The 19,937-nt window shown below is 36.2% G+C and carries 17 protein-coding genes; 10 read left to right on the forward strand and 7 right to left on the reverse strand.

Features of this window, described 5'->3' with window-relative positions; translation table 11 throughout:
- Positions 1-26: 26 nt before the first annotated feature.
- On the reverse strand, positions 27-2,087 hold the full coding sequence (gene metG / locus EKL98_RS01985; RefSeq protein WP_126561402.1) for a methionine--tRNA ligase: 2,061 nt from the start codon (positions 2,085-2,087) through the stop codon (positions 27-29).
- 385 nt (positions 2,088-2,472) lie between these two features.
- Between metG and amaB the strand changes: the two genes are divergently transcribed.
- On the forward strand, positions 2,473-4,020 hold the full coding sequence (gene amaB, locus EKL98_RS01990; RefSeq protein WP_126561403.1) for an L-piperidine-6-carboxylate dehydrogenase: 1,548 nt from the start codon (positions 2,473-2,475) through the stop codon (positions 4,018-4,020).
- A gap of 295 nt (positions 4,021-4,315) precedes the next feature.
- Here the strand turns inward: amaB and EKL98_RS01995 are convergent, their stop codons facing one another.
- The 4 genes from EKL98_RS01995 to EKL98_RS02010 all read right to left on the reverse strand — a co-directional run bounded on the left by EKL98_RS01995 (position 4,316) and on the right by EKL98_RS02010 (position 8,374).
- A complete protein-coding gene (locus EKL98_RS01995) occupies positions 4,316-5,041 on the reverse strand; it encodes a metallophosphoesterase family protein (protein WP_126452327.1) in 726 nt (241 codons plus the stop codon).
- Between the two features lie 274 nt (positions 5,042-5,315).
- Positions 5,316-6,455: an ATP-binding protein gene (locus EKL98_RS02000; RefSeq protein ID WP_126457683.1), complete on the reverse strand. Its 1,140-nt coding sequence runs from the start codon at positions 6,453-6,455 to the stop codon at positions 5,316-5,318.
- 244 nt (positions 6,456-6,699) lie between these two features.
- Positions 6,700-7,452: an SDR family NAD(P)-dependent oxidoreductase gene (locus tag EKL98_RS02005; RefSeq protein WP_126561404.1), complete on the reverse strand. Its 753-nt coding sequence runs from the start codon at positions 7,450-7,452 to the stop codon at positions 6,700-6,702.
- Positions 7,453-7,501: 49 nt separating this feature from the next.
- Positions 7,502-8,374 (reverse strand): aldo/keto reductase, encoded by an 873-nt coding sequence (locus EKL98_RS02010; protein ID WP_126452142.1) that lies wholly within the window; start codon positions 8,372-8,374, stop codon positions 7,502-7,504.
- Between the two features lie 212 nt (positions 8,375-8,586).
- Here EKL98_RS02010 and EKL98_RS02015 point away from each other — a divergent pair, with 212 nt between their 5' ends.
- The 9 genes from EKL98_RS02015 to EKL98_RS02055 all read left to right on the forward strand — a co-directional run bounded on the left by EKL98_RS02015 (position 8,587) and on the right by EKL98_RS02055 (position 18,467).
- On the forward strand, positions 8,587-9,591 hold the full coding sequence (locus EKL98_RS02015; protein ID WP_126452140.1) for an AAA family ATPase: 1,005 nt from the start codon (positions 8,587-8,589) through the stop codon (positions 9,589-9,591).
- A gap of 80 nt (positions 9,592-9,671) precedes the next feature.
- Complete coding sequence (locus EKL98_RS02020) at positions 9,672-10,535, forward strand: DUF58 domain-containing protein (RefSeq protein WP_126457681.1); 864 nt, start codon at positions 9,672-9,674, stop codon at positions 10,533-10,535.
- Between the two features lie 17 nt (positions 10,536-10,552).
- Positions 10,553-12,181, forward strand: coding sequence for a hypothetical protein (locus EKL98_RS02025; protein ID WP_126561405.1), 1,629 nt, complete (start codon positions 10,553-10,555; stop codon positions 12,179-12,181).
- The gene (locus tag EKL98_RS02030; protein WP_126561406.1) at positions 12,181-13,182 is read left to right on the forward strand and encodes a vWA domain-containing protein; all 1,002 of its coding nucleotides are present in this window, start codon (positions 12,181-12,183) and stop codon (positions 13,180-13,182) included. The genes EKL98_RS02025 and EKL98_RS02030 overlap by 1 nt, the downstream gene beginning before the upstream one ends.
- 143 nt (positions 13,183-13,325) lie before the next feature.
- A complete protein-coding gene (locus tag EKL98_RS02035) occupies positions 13,326-14,357 on the forward strand; it encodes a vWA domain-containing protein (protein WP_126554062.1) in 1,032 nt (343 codons plus the stop codon).
- A 46-nt stretch (positions 14,358-14,403) separates the two neighbouring features.
- Positions 14,404-15,156: a tetratricopeptide repeat protein gene (locus EKL98_RS02040; RefSeq protein WP_126561407.1), complete on the forward strand. Its 753-nt coding sequence runs from the start codon at positions 14,404-14,406 to the stop codon at positions 15,154-15,156.
- Positions 15,157-15,203: 47 nt separating this feature from the next.
- Positions 15,204-15,854, forward strand: a complete 651-nt coding sequence (locus EKL98_RS02045) for a DUF6624 domain-containing protein (protein WP_126561408.1) — start codon at positions 15,204-15,206, stop codon at positions 15,852-15,854.
- A gap of 47 nt (positions 15,855-15,901) precedes the next feature.
- Complete coding sequence (locus tag EKL98_RS02050; protein WP_126561409.1) at positions 15,902-17,647, forward strand: BatD family protein; 1,746 nt, start codon at positions 15,902-15,904, stop codon at positions 17,645-17,647.
- 73 nt (positions 17,648-17,720) lie between these two features.
- Positions 17,721-18,467, forward strand: a complete 747-nt coding sequence (locus EKL98_RS02055) for a tetratricopeptide repeat protein (protein ID WP_126561410.1) — start codon at positions 17,721-17,723, stop codon at positions 18,465-18,467.
- A gap of 236 nt (positions 18,468-18,703) precedes the next feature.
- Here EKL98_RS02055 and EKL98_RS02060 read toward each other — a convergent pair whose 3' ends face one another.
- Both EKL98_RS02060 and EKL98_RS02065 read right to left on the reverse strand, forming a co-directional pair.
- Positions 18,704-19,141 (reverse strand): hypothetical protein, encoded by a 438-nt coding sequence (locus EKL98_RS02060; protein WP_126561411.1) that lies wholly within the window; start codon positions 19,139-19,141, stop codon positions 18,704-18,706.
- A gap of 236 nt (positions 19,142-19,377) precedes the next feature.
- Positions 19,378-19,767: a Dabb family protein gene (locus EKL98_RS02065; protein ID WP_126561412.1), complete on the reverse strand. Its 390-nt coding sequence runs from the start codon at positions 19,765-19,767 to the stop codon at positions 19,378-19,380.
- Positions 19,768-19,937: the final 170 nt, after the last annotated feature.

The following is a 19,937-nucleotide window of genomic DNA, read 5'->3' on the forward strand; positions in this document are numbered from 1 at the left end:
ATTAGCAAATTTGCGGTTGTTTTTTCTTAATTTATAGTCTCTCCATTGGCAACGCCATCGGTATCCGGATTTACAAAAACCAGTTTCCCTTCGGCATTAGTGGTCATCAATATCATGCCCTGACTTTCTACGCCACGAAGGTTTCTTGGAGCCAAATTCACTAAAACAGTAACTTTTTTCCCTATTATATCTTCGGGCTTAAAACTCTCCGCAATTCCTGAAACAATGGTGCGTACGTCAATTCCGGTATCTATTTTTAAAATCAAAAGCTTGTTCGCTTTTGGCATTTTTTCTGCTTCCAAGATTGTTCCCGTACGGATATCCATTTTGGCAAAATCCTCAAATTGAATTGTTTCTTTCTGTGGTTCGGCTACTTTATTCTCTGCTTTGTTAGCCGTTTTAGTCGCCTCTAATTTGTCAATTTGTTTCTGTATTTCCTCGTCTTCAATTTTGGCAAACAATAATTCCGCTTCTCCAATTTGGTGACCAGCTGGAATCAAATCAGAGTTTTGAGCAACAGTATTCCAATTCAAAGGACTTTTTATTTTTAGAATTCTTGATAATTTTGTAGCTGTAAACGGCAAGAAGGGTTCGCAAAGTGAACTCAACGCAGCCGCAATTTGCAACGCAACGTACATTTGTGTCTGCACGCGCTCCGGATTGTCTTTGATTACTTTCCAGGGTTCTTCGTCGGCTAAATATTTATTTCCTAAACGAGCCACATTCATCAACTCGCTCAACGCTTCCCGGAATCTGTAACGCTCCAGAGAACTTGAAATCACCGCTGGATACGCTTTCAATTCCGTCAAAGTAGCTTCGTCCACTTCCGAAAGTTCATTTGGAGTAGGTACAATTCCGTTGTAATATTTATTGGTTAAAACTACCACGCGATTAATGAAATTTCCGTAAATCGCCACCAATTCATTATTGTTTCTCGCCTGAAAATCTTTCCAGGTAAAATCATTGTCTTTTGTTTCCGGTGCATTTGAGGTCAACGCATAACGCAACACGTCTTGCTGATTCGGGAATTCTTCCAAATATTCGTGCAGCCAAACCGCCCAGTTTTTTGAAGTCGATAATTTATTTCCTTCCAAATTTAAGAACTCATTTGCAGGCACATTGTCCGGCAAAATATAGCTTCCTTCGGCTTTCAACATCGCTGGGAAAATAATGCAATGGAAAACAATATTGTCTTTCCCTATAAAATGAACTAGTTTCGTGTCTTTATCTTTCCAGTATGGTTCCCAATCTTTTCCTTCGTGCAAAGCCCATTCTTTTGTAGAAGAAATGTAGCCAATAGGCGCATCAAACCACACGTATAATTTTTTTCCTTCGGCACCTTCAACAGGAACGTCAATTCCCCAGTCCAAGTCACGAGTTACTGCACGAGGCTCTAAACCACCGTCAATCCATGATTTTACTTGTCCGTAAACATTCGGTTTCCAGTCGTTTTTATGTCCAACAAGAATCCATTCTTTCAGGAAATCTTCATAACGATCCAAAGGCAAAAACCAGTGTTTCGTTGCTTTCATAATTGGCGTTTCGCCTGTAATGGTCGATTTTGGATTAATCAAATCCGTAGCATTCAACGTAGAGCCACATTTTTCGCATTGATCGCCGTAGGCTTCTTCGTTGCCACATTTTGGACACGTTCCCACCACAAAACGGTCTGCCAAAAATTGATCCGCTTTTGCATCATACAATTGCTCGGTCACTTCCTCAATAAAATCACCTTTATCATACAGCTTTTTAAAAAATTCCGAAGCCGTATCATGATGGATTTTAGCCGAAGTTCTGGAATAATTATCAAATGAAATTCCAAAATCAGAGAATGATTTACGTATAATTCCGTCATATTTATCGATTACTTCCTGTGGTGTAATACCTTCTTTTTTAGCTTTCATCGAAATCGCCACGCCGTGCTCGTCACTTCCGCAAACAAACAAAACGTCTCTCCCCTGCAATCTTAAATATCTGGAATATATGTCCGAAGGTACGTAGACACCCGCCAAATGGCCAATGTGAATTGGGCCGTTCGTATAAGGTAATGCCGCTGTAATTGTATATCTTTTTGGATTCTGTATCATGATTCTATTTTATTGAGCACAAAAATAAGCAATCCAATTTTTATTTGGAGCTATTTCCCACTATCCCTTGCAAATATATTCACGGAACGTCGCAGGAAATAAAAGTTAAGATAAGTAATTGTTCTGTTTTTAAGATAAAATAGAATAGATTTACAACTATAGGGGATTAAAACTATAGTGTGTATCCGATTTTATTTTGCCTACCGATAACAAGGAACCTCAAAAGAAGATCATTTGGATAGAATTCTGAGATCTATAAAAGGGTTTGTTTTATAAAAAACAGATTTTGGATCCAAAGAACAAAATAAAAGTAGCAATGTTTAGTATTTGACGTTAAATCAATATATTTGTAAATAATATAACAATTTTTAATAAAAAAGTTACAATGATAACAATAGCAGATCAATTCGGAATCAAAGACGCCCTAAAGCAATTAGGGATTGAGGAGGTAAATGAAGGAACATCAACAGGAGCAGCTAATTTTGCCAATGGAAAAATCATCGAAAGTTATTCACCAGCAGATGGGACTTTAATTGGAAAAGTAAAAACGTCTTCTAAGGAAGACTATGAAAAAGCAATGCAAAAAGCTTCGGAAGCATTTTTAGAATGGCGTATGGTTCCAGCTCCTAAAAGAGGGGATATCGTTCGCCAGATGGGAGATGAATTAAGAAAATTCAAAGAGCCTTTAGGAAAACTAGTTTCTTATGAAATGGGAAAAAGTCTTCAAGAAGGATATGGCGAAGTACAGGAAATGATTGATATCTGTGATTTTGCGGTGGGATTATCCCGTCAATTGTACGGATTAACCATGCACTCTGAAAGACCTTTGCACCGGATGTATGAGCAATACCATCCAATAGGAACGGTTGGAATCATTTCAGCGTTTAACTTTCCGGTAGCAGTTTGGAGTTGGAACGCTATGATTGCTTGGGTTTGCGGTGATGTTGCCATCTGGAAGCCAAGTTCAAAAGTACCTTTATGTGGAATTGCTTGTCAGAACATCATTAAAACAGTGTTAAAAAGAAATAACGTTCCTGAAGGCGTTAGTTGTTTAGTAACAGGAAATGAATCCGGAGACTTAATCAATAATGATAAGAGAATTTCGCTGGTTTCTTTTACAGGTTCAACTAGAATAGGTCGTCACGTATCAAAAACTGTTGCCGAACGTTTTGGAAATACTATCCTTGAATTAGGAGGGAACAATGCTATTATCGTTTCGGAACACGCGGATATCAGTATGGTATTAGTCGGAGCGGTTTTTGGAGCGGTAGGAACAGCAGGACAGCGTTGTACCTCAACCAGACGTTTAATCATTCACGAAAGTGTATATGACAAAACGATCAGCGTGTTGAAAAATGCGTACGGTCAATTGCAAATAGGAAATCCATTGGATGAGAATAATCACGTAGGACCGCTGATCGATAAAGGTGCTGTTCAGGAATATTTGAATGCGATTGAAAGCGCTAAAAAAGAAGGTGGAAAAATTATTGTTGAAGGTGGTTTGGTTGAAGGAGAAGGATATGAAAGTGGTTGTTATGTAAGACCATGTATCATTGAAGCTGAAAACCATTTTAACATTGTGCAAACAGAAACTTTTGCTCCTATTTTATATGTAATGAAATACAGCACGATTGAAGAAGCGATTGCGTTGCAAAACGGAGTTCCACAAGGACTTTCTTCTTCGATTTTTACAAAGAGCATGAGAGAAATGGAATTGTTCCTTTCTCAATCGGGTTCCGATTGTGGAATTGCCAACGTAAATATTGGTACTTCAGGAGCTGAAATTGGTGGTGCTTTTGGAGGGGAAAAAGAAACTGGCGGCGGACGTGAATCGGGTTCTGATGCATGGAAAGCCTACATGAGAAGACAAACTAATACTATCAATTACGGAACCCAATTGCCATTGGCACAAGGAATAAAATTTGACTTGTAACCCCAAAATAGAATTAACTAAAAAAGGCAATTTGAATATTTCAAATTGCCTTTTTTAGTATTACAAATTCCTTGTAAACTTATTAAAAAACACGCACAATAATCTTTGTGATGTAATCTAACCCGTCATACACATCGAAAAAAACAAACCCTTTTCTACAGCAATAATAAAATCCAAAGTGCCCAGACAAATATATTTGACTTAGACGATTTTTTTTTGTTTTTTAAAGCTTGTGCAAGTGTTAATGTGGCAGTAATAGATCACTTTTAAACACAGGTTTAAAAAAATAGGACATCTAATTTCTTCCTTTTTCGTCAAAATACAATTGGTTCAAAGGTTCACTTTGCCAAAACTCCTTGGTGTCAACATCCATAATAGTCAATGGTCCTTTGAAGGCTGCTCCGGTATCTACATTCCAAACATTTGCCTTTTGAACGGGAGTCGTTTCACCTATTCGGGTGACAGGCGTGTGACCAATATAGATTTCATTATATAAAGTAAAGCGTTTTGGGTAAAACGCATGGTCGGTTTTCATTGTCGTGTCTAATGCCAAGGCCGTTTCCCATAAGGTTCTGTCCCAATAGAAAAGCCCGGGAAAATATTCAAAGTCAACACCATTCATATTCGTAAAACCGGCATGGACAAAAAGCCGTTGTTGCTCGTCCAGATGAAAATTTTCTAATGATTTCAGGAATTCAATGTGTTTTTTCTTGGTTTCTAAGCCAACCGTTTCGTAGGCTAAAACAGTTGCTTCTCCACCATGTTTGTGCCAAAGCAGATTGTCTTTGCTTTCGCCGAGCCATTCCAGCAATAAATCATCATGGTTCCCACGGATGCAGATGCAGTTTTGTTTGGTTTTCAGAGCAATGATAAAATCTAGTACTTGAGGCGATTGACTCCAGCCATCGACGTAATCTCCCAGAAAAATCAGGGTGTCGTTTTTAGTAACATTGGCTCTTTCCATAATTTGGTGCAATGCTCGCAAACCACCGTGGATATCGCCTATAACAAGTGTTCTCATGTACGGGTTGTTCATTTATTAGTCTAAAAACAGCAAGAAATACGAGCTGTCTTTCAAGGTATAAAATTAAGTAAAAGAGTGGTGAAGTACTACTTTTTAACTTATTTTTTTAACTAAAGTTAAAGGAGCTCTTTTTTAAAAATTCTGATTTTTATTGCAAATAACAGGGCTAAATTCCTCAAATCTCATTTTAAAGTAAAACTTAAAATATCACTACTTTAGGGGCTTATTTTACTTTTCAGGACATTTTAAAAATAAATAAATCAACAAAAAATTACTGCACATCATATTTCATCTTTCTCAAAATTCGCAACGCTTCCTTAAACGATAAATACACGTGGTTGAAAGGTTTCAACAGTACTTTGGCATCTATTAGCTTTTGTTTGGCTTCTTCAAAACCGTTGAGGTAGCAAATCATAAATGTTGAGGGTAAATTCTCTAAATCTTTTTCTTCTCGTTTGCTTAATGAAAGTCCTTTTTGGAGTTTGTTCAGCAAAGTAATATTGGCATTATAAATATGGAACAGCATTTTCTTGTTGAATTCCGGTGGTTGAAAAAGCATCTCTCTCTCAATTTTATAATAGCCATTGTCGTGAAAATGAATCGTTTGTTTTTCTAAAGGATAATAACTCGTTTTATCATTCAGACCCAAAGGAACATACTCAATAATGGTAAAAGTATCTTCGTCAAAAGTGATTTCGACCACATCCTGAGCCGAATAAAACAGCTTGATTTGTTCGTTGATCAATTCAATATCCACGCGGGATAAATACGTTTTATCACGGGATTTTTTTGCAATTCCTGCCCAGCAAATCACAAATAACTCCTTGAATACTTTATACTTTGGCGACATGTCTTTGTGGCGTAAATTCATAAAATCAATCACGCCATCAAGTGTGTATTCAATGCTGTTTCGGGAGTTGTTTTCAATGCCAATTACGGTTTCCGTATTCTGATAATTCTTTTCAATTTCGCCTTCAACCGGTGTCGTGTTGCTGCCTCTTCGGATAAAAATACTGTTGGCAGGAATCGTGTGAATTCCTTTTTTGAAATAGGAGGTGTTGCTTTTTGGCTTGATTGTTACCAGTCCGATAACCTTGTCCTTTGGTAGATTTGGAAAAGGTATATTTTCATATTGAATTTTGGGTGGATTCTCCAGATAGGCATTCACTAAATTCTGAATCCGACTGTCATCAAAAAAATCATCCCCCACAATAGTATTGTCTTGGTCTTCAACCCCCACTACAATATAGGAGTTATTCATAGGGTTTGAATTGGACAGCGCGCAAATGTGTTTGAGAAACTTGGCTTTTCCTTCCCGTGTATGCAAATTTAACTGGCGCTTTTTGTCATAAAAACTACTTTCATCATTGTGAGCAAGCAGGTTTTTAATAAGAATGCGTTTGTTGATCATTGGTACTGTTTATTATGTATTTTTTTTTTCAGTGTTGTAAAGACATATTTGTTGATCCTATTTTGATCCTTTTCTATCAGAATATTTTAATAAACTACCGCTAATTCGCAGATTTTCTAATTAATTAGAAAATCTGCGAATTAGCGGTTGCATTTTTACCTGTTGCATTTTTTGTTTATTCCCTTTTATAAATATAATGATAACTCGATGTATTGTAGTGTTTTATAATAAATAATGGAGATAATCAATTCCTTTTTAAAATAGTAGCAGCGGCTTGTGCGGTTGGCAACACCATCAAATCGGCAATATTCACATGGTACGGTCTGGAAACTACAAAGTGAATAATGTCAGCAATGTCTTCAGGATGTAATGGCTCAAAACCTTTGTATACATTGGCGGCTCTGTCTGTATCGCCTTTGAAACGCACTTCACTGAATTCTGTTTCCACGGCACCGGGATGAATGGCTCCCACCCGGATTCCATAAGGATTCAAGTCCATTCGCATAGCTTGGTTTAAGGCATCAACAGCATGTTTGGAAGCACAATAGACGTTTCCGTTTGGATATACTTCTTTTCCGGCTATGGACCCAATGTTGATAATATGACCTGATTTTCGTTCGATCATTTGTGGGATTATGGCTTTTGAGACATACAAAAGTCCTTTTACATTGATGTCAATCATGGCATCCCAGTCGTCTAAATCTCCTTTTTGAATGGGGTCTAAACCATGTGCATTTCCGGCATTATTAATCAAAACATCAATTGTAGAAAAGACTTCCGGAATAGAATTGATGCTTTCGAAAACCGCTTTTTTATCTCGAACGTCAAAGGACAACGTATGCACTTTGGTAAATGCTGAAAGCTCCTTTTTGAGTTCAGTCAATCGGTCCTCACGGCGTCCGCAAAGAATAATCTGATAGTTATTTTTAGCTAATATTTGTGCTGTTGCTTTACCAATTCCGCTGGTGGCTCCGGTCACTAAGGCTGTTTTAGTCATGAAATTTTTTTCTTTTTTGATTCTAAAGTTGTTGAGTTGAATAGGGATTCTAGGCTACATTTGTTCCCATACTTGCTGCCCAAATGGCAAACCAATCTTCTTTGTCTAATTCTAATTCAACGGCTTTCATCAAGGATTGGATTCGGGCTACATTTACCGTTCCGGCAATAGGAATTACTTGAGCAGGGTGTTTTAAAATCCAGGACAGCAAAATCGAGTCGGAGCCTAAATGGTATTTAGAAACTAAGGTCGCCAATAATTTTTTTAAGCGATGGGTTTGCGGAATATCTTTTCTGAAAACAGATCCAAGCGGATTCCAAGACATAGGCCGAATGTTATTGGCCTGCATATAATCAAAACTTCCATCCACCATAGGTTCGAAATTAGTGGCCGAAAATTGGACTTGATTGTACAAGACTTCTGTTTTTTGACCAATTAATTCGGTTTGTGTAGAAGTGAAATTAGAAACTCCAAAATCGATGATCTTCCCTTCTGATTTTAGCTTCAAAACGGCTTCGGCAATTTCATCCGGCTGCATCAAAGGACTTGGTCTGTGTAGTAAAAGTACGTCTAAATAATCGGTATGCAGGTTTTTTAAGGAGTTTTCAACGGACCAGATGATGTACTCTTTTGAATATTCATAATGTTTGATCGTATTGTTCCGGTTTTCGGTCACCATTTGGATTCCGCATTTGGATATCAATTGCATTTTTTCCCGGTCAATACTGCTGGCTGCAAATGCTTTTCCAAAATCAGACTCGGTGGTGTAATCCCCGTAGATATCAGCATGGTCAAAAGTTGTGATTTTATTTTCTAAACACACATTAATCATGTTTTCCATTTCTTTGGTATTGAGATTTTTATCCCAAATCCCCCAGTTCATGACGCCTGCTACAATGGGTGATAATTTAGTTTTATTCATGTTTTTTATTTTTTATTAAAATGCGTAAATCTTCAAATTCGAAATATATTTTTCAAAGTTCTTAAAAATATAAAAATTGTATCATAATTCGGCCTTAAAATTAAGTCTTTTGTCGAAGTTTTAACCATTTTTTAACATCTTACTTCTAAAAAAAAATTCAATTTGCACCTTCAAAACGACGGCATTAAATTCAAGGTTTTAAAAATAATAAAATGGAAGAAAATACAGCGGCTTTAGACATCAGAGCAATCAATGAAAAAATTGAAAGAGAGAGTGCTTTTATAGACCTTCTCACAATGGAAATGAACAAGGTTATTGTAGGTCAAAAGCACATGGTGGAGCGTTTGTTGATTGGACTTTTGGGTCAGGGTCATATTTTATTAGAAGGAGTTCCCGGATTAGCAAAAACATTAGCGATCAATACGCTTTCACAAGCGGTACATGGCTCTTTCAGCAGAATACAATTTACGCCGGATTTATTGCCTGCGGATGTTGTGGGAACAATGATTTACAATATTAAGCAAAATGAGTTTTCGATAAAAAAAGGACCAATTTTTGCTAATTTCGTCCTTGCGGATGAGATAAATCGTGCACCTGCCAAAGTACAATCCGCCTTACTGGAAGCCATGCAGGAAAAGCAAGTAACTATTGGAGACACTACTTTCAAACTAGACCGTCCATTCTTGGTTTTGGCTACTCAAAATCCTATTGAACAAGAAGGAACGTACCAATTGCCTGAAGCCCAGGTGGATCGTTTTATGTTGAAAACGGTTATTGATTACCCAAAAATGGAAGACGAACGTTTGATTGTTCGCCAGAACCTGAAAGGGAGTTATGAAAAAGTTAATCCAGTAGTTTCAGTAGAGCAAATCTTGCGCGCACAGGAAGCCGTTCGGGAAGTATACATGGATGAAAAAATAGAGAAATACATTCTGGATATCGTTTTTGCTACACGGTACCCGGAGAAATACAAATTGGCTGATTTGAAACCGTTAATCAGTTTTGGAGCATCTCCTCGAGGAAGCATCAATTTAGCAAATGCTGCAAAATGTTACGCTTTTATCAAACGTCGCGGTTATGTAATTCCAGAAGATGTTCGGGCGGTAGTGCATGATGTATTGCGTCACAGAATTGGTGTTACCTACGAAGCAGAAGCCGAAAACATTACTTCAGTCGATATCATTAACAAAATTGTAAACGAAATAGAAGTGCCATAAAAGTGAATAGTAAAAAGTGAATAGTAATTAGCCTTTTTTGGTTGCTACTCACCACTCACTTCTCACTCATTACCAAAGAAATGGATACAAAAGACCTCTTAAAAAAAGTACGAAAAATAGAAATCAAAACCCGAAGATTGAGCGATCACATCTTTTCGGGGGAATACCACACATCTTTTAAAGGGCGCGGAATGACGTTCAGCGAGGTGCGTCAATACCAGTTTGGAGATGATATTCGTGCTATTGATTGGAATGTTACGGCGCGATACAATGAAGCGCACGTAAAAGTGTTTGAGGAAGAACGGGAATTGACCATGATGTTGATGGTGGATATATCAGGATCAGAAAGTTTTGGTTCGAAAAATCAATTCAAGAAAGATATTGTTACGGAGATTGCGGCAACAATGGCTTTTTCAGCCACACAAAACAATGATAAAATAGGTTTAATTTTGTTTTCTGACGCAATCGAATTGTATATTCCGCCAAAAAAGGGAAGATCGCATGTATTGCGCATCATCAGGGAATTGATCGAATTTCAGCCCAAAAGCCGTAAAACAGATCTTGCCCAAGCCTTAAAATTTTTATCGGGAACCCAGAAAAAGAAAGCTATTGTGTTTGTAATTTCTGATTTCATGTCGGAAGAGTATGAACATACATTAAAAATAGCCTCTAAAAAACACGATATAACTGGGATTCGCGTGTACGACATTCGGGAAGAAAAAATGCCGAATTTAGGGATGGTTTCTATGCTTGATGCCGAAACCGGAGCAATTGAATTGATAAATACCAGCTCGAAAGCAGTGCGAATGAATTATGAAAAACAGTACCATAATAAAGTAACCTATTTTAAAGAAACATTCAGTAAATCAGGTTCAGGTGTGGTAAACACAAGAGTTGATGAAAGTTATGTGACTAAATTGCTGAGTTATTTTAAATCGAGATAAGGGTTCAATAATAAAAGATGAAAAAACAATTATACCTACTATTGCTGCTTTCTACGGCTGTTTTTGCACAACAAAAGCAAGTAGTCACAAGTATTGATACAATTAAAAATAAAATTGGTGCCGAATTTAAATTATCCATAAAAACTACTGTTGACACTTCGTCTAAGGTCATTTTTCCAAACTTAAAAAACCTTGGCGCTTTAGAGGTGATTCAGTCGTATCCTATTGATACGGTCAAAATGGACGGCCGTTATGAATTAATCAAGAAATACGGGTTGACCCAATTTGATTCTGGCAGATATGTGGTTCCAAGTATCAAGATTTTTATCAACAGCAAACCGTTTTTTACGGATTCGCTTTTGGTTGAGGTAGCGAATGTTCAAGTGGATACTTTGAAACAAAAAATGTACGACATCAAGGACATTGCTCCTGCGGATAATTCAATTGGGGATTGGTGGAAATACCTGCTGATTGTTGCTTTGATTGGTGGTATAGGAGCGTGTATTTATTGGTTTATTAAAAAACGACAAGAGAAAAAACTACACAAAGAAATTTATAAAACGCCTATAGAAAGAGCGACTAGTTTGCTGGATTCTTTGGAGAAAAAAGAACTTTGGCAAAAAGGAGAAGTCAAGGCCTATTACAGTGAATTGACTGATATTGCCCGAAATTATATTGAAGAAGCCATAGAAATTCCAGCTATGGAAAGTACTACATCAGAGCTGATTCTTGGACTTAGAGCGGCTTCTGTCAAAAAGAAAATGACGCTTTCGAAGGAAATTATCGATAATCTGGAGCGTGTTTTGAAACAAGCCGATTTAGTGAAATTTGCCAAATCGAAACCATTGGATTTTGAAATAACCGAAGACCGAAATAAAATTCAAAAAGCAATTTTAACCCTGGACAGCTCCATTCCGCTGGAAGTTCCAGAAGCAGAAGAGATACTGTTGAATGAAGCACAAAGACAAAAACAAATTCAAATTCAGTTGCGCAAACAAAGAAATAAACGGATTCTTACGGCCAGCGCTATTGTACTTTTTTTATTGGCAGCGACCACCACTTTTTTTATTGCTACCAAAGGGTTTAGTTATGTGAAAGACAATATCATTGGTCATCCTACAAAAGAATTATTAGAAGGCGAATGGGTAAAAAGTGAATATGGAAATCCAGGAATTATCATAGAAACACCAAAAGTACTCAAGAGAATAGATCTGACTAAAACGCTTCCTAAAAATGGAATGGCATTGATTAAAGAGATGCAATCGTTTGTGTATGGTAGTGTTTTAGATCGTTTTTATGTGATGGTTTCTACGTTAAAATTCAAAGCAGAAACGCAAATTGATTTGGCTAAATCGATGGACGGGATATTGCAATCATTAGAATCCCAAGGAGCTCAAAATATGATTGTTAAACAAGAAGAATTTGAAACCAAAGAAGGGGTCAAAGGGATTAAAGCCTACGGCACTTTTTCCCAAGTTGATGGCGGTGATGCGACAGGTGTAAAAATGTACTATGAAGCAGTATTGTTCAGTCAGGAAGGTGGATTACAACAAGTTTTACTTTTTCATGAAGAAGGAGATACCTATGGCAATGAAATCTCAGAACGAGTTTTGAACTCGGTCGAATTAAAACAAGCAAGTAAATAATGGATAAAATAACTTTTTTGAACCCAGAATTTTTTTGGCTGTTTCTACTGATTCCAGTTGTGATTGCCTGGTTGCTTTGGACAAAAAACGAACAGATCGCAACATTAAAAATTAGTTCTATAGCAGGATTTAAAGGCGCAGAGTCGTATTTGACAAAGTTAAAGCCACTGTTGAATGTATTACGGGTTTTAGCATTGTGTTCTTTAATTGTTGCCATGGCCAGGCCAAGAACGGTGGATGTAAGCAGTAGAACAAAAACAACTAAAGGAATTGATATTGTTATGGCAATAGATGTTTCTGGAAGTATGCTGGCCAAAGATTTGAAACCAAACCGAATGGAAGCATTGAAAAGAGTCGCAGCTGATTTTGTTGAAGAACGACCAAATGACAGAATAGGATTAGTGGTGTATGCCTCGGAAGCGTACACAAAAACACCGGTGACCAGCGATAAAGCAGTAATCCTAAATGCGATTAGCACTATAAAATACGATACTGTTTTGCAGGACGGAACCGGAATCGGGATGGGATTAGCCACTGCCGTAAACCGATTAAAAGACAGTAAAGCCAAAAGTAAAGTCATTATTCTTTTGACAGATGGTGTGAATAATGCTGGGTTCATTGAGCCGGAAACAGCCTCAGACATCGCCAAGCAATATGGAATAAAAGTATACACAGTAGGAATTGGAACTAACGGAATGGCCATGTTTCCCTATAAAATAGCACCTAATGGAACGTTTTTATTCCAAATGATGAAAGTGGAAATCGACGAACAATTAATGAAAAGTATTGCCAGAAAAACGGACGGAAAATATTTTAGAGCCACCAGCAATAGCAAGCTGGCCGAAATTTATGCCTCCATCAATAAACTGGAAACTACAGAAATAGAAGAATTAAAATTCTATGATTACGATGAAAAATTCAGGCCTTTTATATGGTTTGCCGGTTTTTTGTTGTTGCTGGAAGTAGGACTAAGGAATACAGTTTTTAAAAGCTTTATATAAAATCCCCACCCCAGCCCTCCCCGAAGGGAAGGGAGCACGAACTGGAATATTGGAATTAGAATGACCAAGTTTAGAATTTTGATTTAGGGTAAAAATCTAAGATCAAAATTCATAAATCTAAAATTAAAAATCTAAAATTAAAAATGGAATTAGACGAAAAAAAATATTTATACCTTCTTTTTATACTGCCTCTTTTAGTGTTGGTTTTTCTGGCCAATTTATATTGGAAAAGAAAGAAACAGCGCGAGTTTGGAGATTTAGAAATGGTAAAAAAATTAAGTCCGGAAAGTTCCGTTTTTAAGCCAGTATTAAAAATAGTCGTGCTGATTTTAGCTTTTCTTGGGCTGATTTTTGCTTTGGTAAACCCAAAGATTGGCACCAAGATGGAAACCGTAAAACGGGAAGGGATTGACATTGTTTTTGCAATGGATGTTTCTAAAAGTATGCTGGCCGAAGATGTTGCGCCCAATCGATTGGACAAAAGCAAGCAAATTGTCTCACAAATCATCAACCAGTTAGGAAGCGATAGGATAGGTATTGTGGCGTATGCCGGAAGTGCTTTTCCGGTATTGCCCATCACTACGGATTACAGCGTTGCAAAAATGTTTTTGCAAAGCATGAATACTGATATGGTTTCCTCCGTAGGAACATCGTTCAACGAGGCAATCAAATTATCGTCAACCTATTTTGATGATAAAAAAACGAGTAAGTTATTGATCATGATTTCGGATGGTGAAGACCATAATGAAGGTGCTGAAGAAGCGGCTGAAGAAGCCAATAAGTTGGGAATTAAAATTATTACAATTGGTGTTGGAACTGAAAAAGGAGGTACAATCCCATTGAAAAGAAATGGAATTATTGAAGGTTTCAAGAAAGACAATAACAACCAAGTGGTTATAACGAAGTTGGTTCCAGAAAGTCTGACAGCGATTGCTAAAGCCACAAAAGGGGGTTATGTAAACGGAAATAATACCAAAGAAGTGCTTGAATATGTAAAAAATGCATTGAATAATATTCAAAAAACCGAATTTGAAGCGACGGAAATGGCGGATTTTCAATCGCAATTTCAATGGTTTTTGGGCTTTGCCTTCTTGCTGTTATTTGTGGATGTCTTTCTGTTGGAGAGAAAAACAAGCTGGGTTAAGAAATTGAATTTATTTAACGAAAATAAATAATTATTTCCTAAAGGTTCTTAACCTTCTGGATTTATAGATACAATAAATGAAAAGATTTAAAATTATCATAATTGCTTTTTTAATGATTGCTTTCTGCGGAACGGCCGGTTTGTACGCACAACAAAAAGACCGAATTTTGCCTAAAGCAAATGCAGAATATGCGGAAAACAAATTCGCAGAGGCAGAGGCTAATTACAGAATTTCGGATTCAAAATTCCCTAATAGTACCGCTGCGTCCTTCAATCTTGGAAATAGTATTTACAAGCAAAAGCAGTCTGGAGAAGCCAAATTTGCGTACGCCAAAGCATTTAAAAATTCAAAAACGAGACCTCAAAAACACAGAGCCCTGCATAATTTGGGAAACGTATTCATGAATGAAAAGGATTATACTCAGGCGGTAGAAGCGTATAAAAACGCCTTGCGAAATGACCCAACCGATGAGGAAACCCGTTATAATTTTGCTTTGGCCAAAAAAATGCTGAAAGACAATCCGCCAAAGGATGACAAGAAAAAAGACGACAAGAAAGATAAAGATAAAGACAAGAAAGACGATAAAAAGGACGATAAGAAAGACAAAAAAGAGGAAGATAAAAAAGACGATAAAGGCGATCAGGACAAAGATAAAAATGAGCCAAAACCCAATGAAAATGGGGAGCCAAAACCAGCACCTGGAGGTATCTCCAAGCAGCGTCTGGAAAATTTACTAGATGCTGTAAATAGAGAAGAAAAGAAGGTTCAGGATAAGGTGAATGCCCAGAAAGTAAAAGGAAAACCAGTTAAAACGGAGAAGGATTGGTAGATTTTACTAAGATAACGATAAATTTTGAAGATATAATCAAATCGAAAATGAGATATTCAATTTTAATAATTCTTGTATTCTTCATTAGTTGTAACGCTATAAATTTAAATGAAGAAGAAAAAAATAATTTAGAAATTGATCTCGAAAAAATGGTGAAAACAGATCAAATAGCTGCAAATAATGCCTCACCGCCAAAACAATATGAACAATTATCTAAAGAAAAGTGGTTGCTTTTTAAAGATAGTGTTTATACAAATCACAAAATAAGAATTGAAAAAATATTTAATAGGGTCGGTTTTTTAGGTTTTGATAAAGTTGGGAAAGAAGGAGCAAAAGATTTTTGGTTACTTACACAGCATTCCGACAAATATCCCAATTTTCAAAAAAAGGTATTAAAAAAAATGAAAATTGAGGTTAGAAATAATAATGCAAACCCACAAAATTACGCCTATTTATATGATAGAGTGCAATTAAATATTGGAAAAAAACAGTTGTATGCGACTCAATTGGAATATAATAACATTGGTCAAGCAATACCAAAAAGTTTAGAAGATAGTGTGAATATTGATTTTAGAAGGGATGAGTATAAGCTTGAAAATTTAAGAGAATATTTAAATTTTATGACGGAAATGCATTTTGAAATGAATAAGCAACATTTTATTGATAAAGGTATAACGAAGCCCAATTTTTATAAATAATATACTTGTCAAGTAATTTGGACTTACATCAATTAGACAGTTTGAAAATGAAAAAATATATAGCAGCAATCGTTTTATTGGTGTGCAGCTCCCTTAATGCTCAGGTTCAGTTTGAGGCCAAAGTCAGCAAAAGTACGTTGGGCTTAAATGAGAGGTTGCGTATTGATTTTATGATGAATGTAGATGGGGATAATTTTGTGAAGCCTTCATTTGAAGGATTTAGAATTGTTGCCGGGCCCAGCCAGCAAGTAAGTCAGTCCTGGGTAAACGGGAGAAGTTCTTTTGAGAAAGTCTATTCATATATTCTTTTGCCAAATCAAAAAGGAACCTTGGTTATCAAGCAGGCAGCCATAGAGTTTAATGGTCAAATTTATAAGACAGCACCAGTAAAAATAAATGTTACTGAGGCTACGCAACAACCCAGAGATCCAAACGATTCACAAGTGTCTGCGGATGAAAACTTATATCTTGTTGCCGATGTGTCTAAAACAAATCCGTACATCAACGAACCCATTACGGTCGTGTACAAATTGTATTTTGCAAATATTGGAATCTCAAATTTAGGAGAACTAACCAAGCCAAAATACAATGATTTTTGGAGTCAAAATATTGAAATAAAACAGCTTGCTGCCGAAGAGGGGATGTTTAAAGGCCAAAATTATCGCTATATCGTGCTAAAAAAAGTAGTGCTATATCCGCAAAAATCAGGAAAACTTAAGATCGAGCCCCTATCATTAGCAGTTGATGTGCAGTTACCAACGAACCAAAGGGATATGTTTGGTCGAATGGTACTAACGGAAACGACCCAAAGAGTTTCGGCCGGAGCCAAAACCATTACCGTTAAACCACTACCCGAGTCTGGAAAACCAGAAAATTTTACCGGAGCGGTTGGAAGTTTCGACTTCAAAGTCACACCGTCTAAAACCGATTTAAAAAACGGAGAAAGTCTGGATCTTGTTGTCAGCGTAACCGGAAAAGGGAATCTAAAATTGTTCAGTTTGCCAAAACCAGTTGTGCCAAATGCGCTGGAAATGTATGATGCCGTTCACAGCGAAGACATCAGTACACCACTTTCCGGTATGAGCGGAAAAATGTCAGACAGTTATACTATAATTCCGCAATACAGAGGGAATTATCCAGTAAAACCAATGCTGTTTTCTTATTTTGATTTGGATTCCCGTACGTATAAAACACTCCGTTCTCCAGAGATTATGATCCATATTCTTGATGGCCCCTCTCCGGCAGATTCTTCTGCTACAGCTGGAAATAAAAATAAAATTGCAGCGGTTGAAGAATTTAAAACGATCAAGTCAAAAACTAATCTGGTTACCATTGATAAAGAGGATTTCTATGGATCGAATTTGTTTATTGGATTGTTAGTACTGCCTTTTTTATTGGTTCCAATAATTGTGTTATTCAAAAAGAAAAAGGAAGCTATGGATGGCGATATTTCCGGAAACAGAATCCGAATGAATAATAGACTGGCCAAGAAATATTTATCAGTGGCCAAGAAACAAATCAATAACAAAGAACTGTTTTACATTGCACTGGAGAAAGCGATGCATAATTTCCTGAAGGCAAAATTACACATTGAAACCTCTGAAATGAGCAAGAATAATATTCAGGAATTATTGTTGTCCCGAAATGCAAAACCAGAAGCTGTAAACGATTTTATTGCGCTTACTGAAAATTGTGAAGTGGCTCGTTATGCACCTTCATCCAGTGTTACAATACAACAGGATTTTGATAAAGCAGTTTATATCATCGCTGCGTTGGAAAAACAGATTGCTTAATAAAAGTACTAAAATTAATTTTTGAGTAAATACACTTTGAGCCTTTGTGCCCTCGTTGCAAAAAAAGATAATGATGAAAAATATACTATACATACTTTTACTTTCAACTCAGTTTTTCTTTGCCCAAAACGGCTTTGAAAAAGGGAATGCGTATTATGAAAAGGCAAAGTACACTGAAGCCGTGGCTGCCTATGAAAGTGTTTTGAAAACCCAGCAGCAGCACTCTTCGGAATTGTATTTTAATTTAGGAAATGCCTATTATAAATTGAATCAGGTTGCGCCTTCGATCTACAATTATGAAAAAGCATTAGTGCTCAATCCAAACGATCAAGGAAGTATTAACAACCTGAAATTCGCTCAAAAAAGAACAATTGATGAAATTAAAGTAATCCCAAAAGTAGGTTTTGCAAAATTAGTTCGTGATTTCACGGGAATTTATCATTATAATACCTGGGGATGGGTTTCTGTAGGATTGGCTGCCGCTTTTTTGTTGTTTTTTATCGGGTACTATTTTTTACAAAGAACACTTCCTAAACGGATTTTCTTTTTTGGAATGTTTCTGGCTGTTTTTCTTTTACTAATGACGCTGGTCGCAGCTATTATTGAGAAAAGTCATTTTGATACCGAAAAACCAGCCATTGTTTTTGCCGAAATGGCGAATGTGAAAAGCGAACCCAGAAATGGCGGTAAATCTATTTTTGTGCTGCATGAAGGAACTAAAGTTTATGTGAAGGAAGTCATCGAAAAATGGAAAAAAGTGCAACTAACGGATGGAACCGAAGGCTGGATAGAGAGCAGTGCAATTAAGAAAGTGAAATAATAGTTCACGGTTTCAAATTGTCCAGTTTCTTTATTTATAGCAGAAACAGGGCGGTTTTCATGGTAATTAAACTGACCGCCACCATATTTAAAATCAGTTTCAAAATTGCAAATTCTACAGTTGGCATTTAATATTTGTCCCATGTTTTTATATTGAAACTTTAAAAACATAATCACCCCATGACATAAGTATTATTGCGATTAAATGCCCAATTTACTCTGAAACTTAGTGAGAATTTAATGCAGAAATAAATACAGTAAATTATGAAAAATTGTTTTCCATTTAATTTGGTTAATTTTACCATCATGAACTAATAAAACTGTCCCTTTCGTAAGTTTTATAGATTGACTTTCTGTAATTTCAGAGTTTATAAAAACGCTATCACCTTTTGATATCTCCCAGTAATTTTTTTGATGTACTGTAATTTCTGTTTCAGAAGAAGTTTTGTAAATGTTAACTGTAAAAATCTGTATTATTGTATTGTTTTTGACTTCATATATTTTTTTTTCGTTGCTTATTTGATATGAGCCGTCTTTAATAACCTCATTGTTTATAGATACTTTATTTCCAATTTCTACTTCTGCTAAATAATATGATCTTTCTATTTCAAAAATTTTGCCATCAACAAGTTTTTGCTCAACAATAAATAATTTTTCCCGACGAATGTTATTCAAATAATTTCCAATATCTAAATCTGGAATTACATTTTCATTTGCTAAAGTGAAAAGCTTAATGCCTGTTTTGCACGAAATCGCAAGCTGGGGTAATTCAAATCAAGCAAAAAAGATTATTGCAAAAATGGTAAAGTAGAAAATTGTAATGGCTGAAAAAAATAAGAATTCATTAATTTTTGTTTAGAATCTCTTAATTATGGTAAAAGTATTTGATCTAATATCTCAAGATTCAAGGCCTATAAGTCTATTGCATCATAAACCAAAACTTTCTCCCAAAGATGGGAACAGTTTTTTACAAAATCCTGATGAATAGGGTGGTCCTGATATATTTTTTGACCCGCTTCATCATCAAAAAACAACAGCTCTGAAACGTCCCAAGAAGTGTCTACTACTTCCCGTTTTTCCGTAGAAGCTAATATACCCAAATGAAATTGGCGAACCGTTGGAATTGCTGCTAAAGTTTTCAAGCCGGAAATCAATTGCTGTTTATCTTCTTCCGATTGGGGGTTCTTTAACCAAAAAAACACATGGTGTATTAAATTTTTTTCATTGGAGTGTTTTGTGAATCCAAAAGCACCTGCAATACCTACTAAAGCTGCCGAACCAATAAACTGTCTTCGTATCATCTGATTAATTTTAAATGTAAATATCTAAATTAAAAATAGAATAGGATCACTATTTATCTCAAATTTTAAAAGGAGAATGACTGCTGTTTCTGAAACAGAACGGTTTTTGCAAAACAAGATAGTTTTTCTCATTAATCACCATGAAGCCCGGCTTTCACTAAAGTCTTAAA

It is taken from the genome of Flavobacterium bomense (genome assembly GCF_003970355.1).

What these genes read in the sequence shown, in the direction of transcription:
- metG (WP_126561402.1), bottom strand. Translation starts at nt 2,087, where the DNA reads ATGATACAGAATCCAAAAAGATATACAATTACAGCGGCATTACCTTAT.
- amaB (WP_126561403.1), top strand. Translation starts at nt 2,473, where the DNA reads ATGATAACAATAGCAGATCAATTCGGAATCAAAGACGCCCTAAAGCAA.
- EKL98_RS01995 (WP_126452327.1), bottom strand. Translation starts at nt 5,041, where the DNA reads ATGAGAACACTTGTTATAGGCGATATCCACGGTGGTTTGCGAGCATTG.
- EKL98_RS02000 (WP_126457683.1), bottom strand. Translation starts at nt 6,455, where the DNA reads ATGATCAACAAACGCATTCTTATTAAAAACCTGCTTGCTCACAATGAT.
- EKL98_RS02005 (WP_126561404.1), bottom strand. Translation starts at nt 7,452, where the DNA reads ATGACTAAAACAGCCTTAGTGACCGGAGCCACCAGCGGAATTGGTAAA.
- EKL98_RS02010 (WP_126452142.1), bottom strand. Translation starts at nt 8,374, where the DNA reads ATGAATAAAACTAAATTATCACCCATTGTAGCAGGCGTCATGAACTGG.
- EKL98_RS02015 (WP_126452140.1), top strand. Translation starts at nt 8,587, where the DNA reads ATGGAAGAAAATACAGCGGCTTTAGACATCAGAGCAATCAATGAAAAA.
- EKL98_RS02020 (WP_126457681.1), top strand. Translation starts at nt 9,672, where the DNA reads ATGGATACAAAAGACCTCTTAAAAAAAGTACGAAAAATAGAAATCAAA.
- EKL98_RS02025 (WP_126561405.1), top strand. Translation starts at nt 10,553, where the DNA reads ATGAAAAAACAATTATACCTACTATTGCTGCTTTCTACGGCTGTTTTT.
- EKL98_RS02030 (WP_126561406.1), top strand. Translation starts at nt 12,181, where the DNA reads ATGGATAAAATAACTTTTTTGAACCCAGAATTTTTTTGGCTGTTTCTA.
- EKL98_RS02035 (WP_126554062.1), top strand. Translation starts at nt 13,326, where the DNA reads ATGGAATTAGACGAAAAAAAATATTTATACCTTCTTTTTATACTGCCT.
- EKL98_RS02040 (WP_126561407.1), top strand. Translation starts at nt 14,404, where the DNA reads ATGAAAAGATTTAAAATTATCATAATTGCTTTTTTAATGATTGCTTTC.
- EKL98_RS02045 (WP_126561408.1), top strand. Translation starts at nt 15,204, where the DNA reads ATGAGATATTCAATTTTAATAATTCTTGTATTCTTCATTAGTTGTAAC.
- EKL98_RS02050 (WP_126561409.1), top strand. Translation starts at nt 15,902, where the DNA reads ATGAAAAAATATATAGCAGCAATCGTTTTATTGGTGTGCAGCTCCCTT.
- EKL98_RS02055 (WP_126561410.1), top strand. Translation starts at nt 17,721, where the DNA reads ATGAAAAATATACTATACATACTTTTACTTTCAACTCAGTTTTTCTTT.
- EKL98_RS02065 (WP_126561412.1), bottom strand. Translation starts at nt 19,767, where the DNA reads ATGATACGAAGACAGTTTATTGGTTCGGCAGCTTTAGTAGGTATTGCA.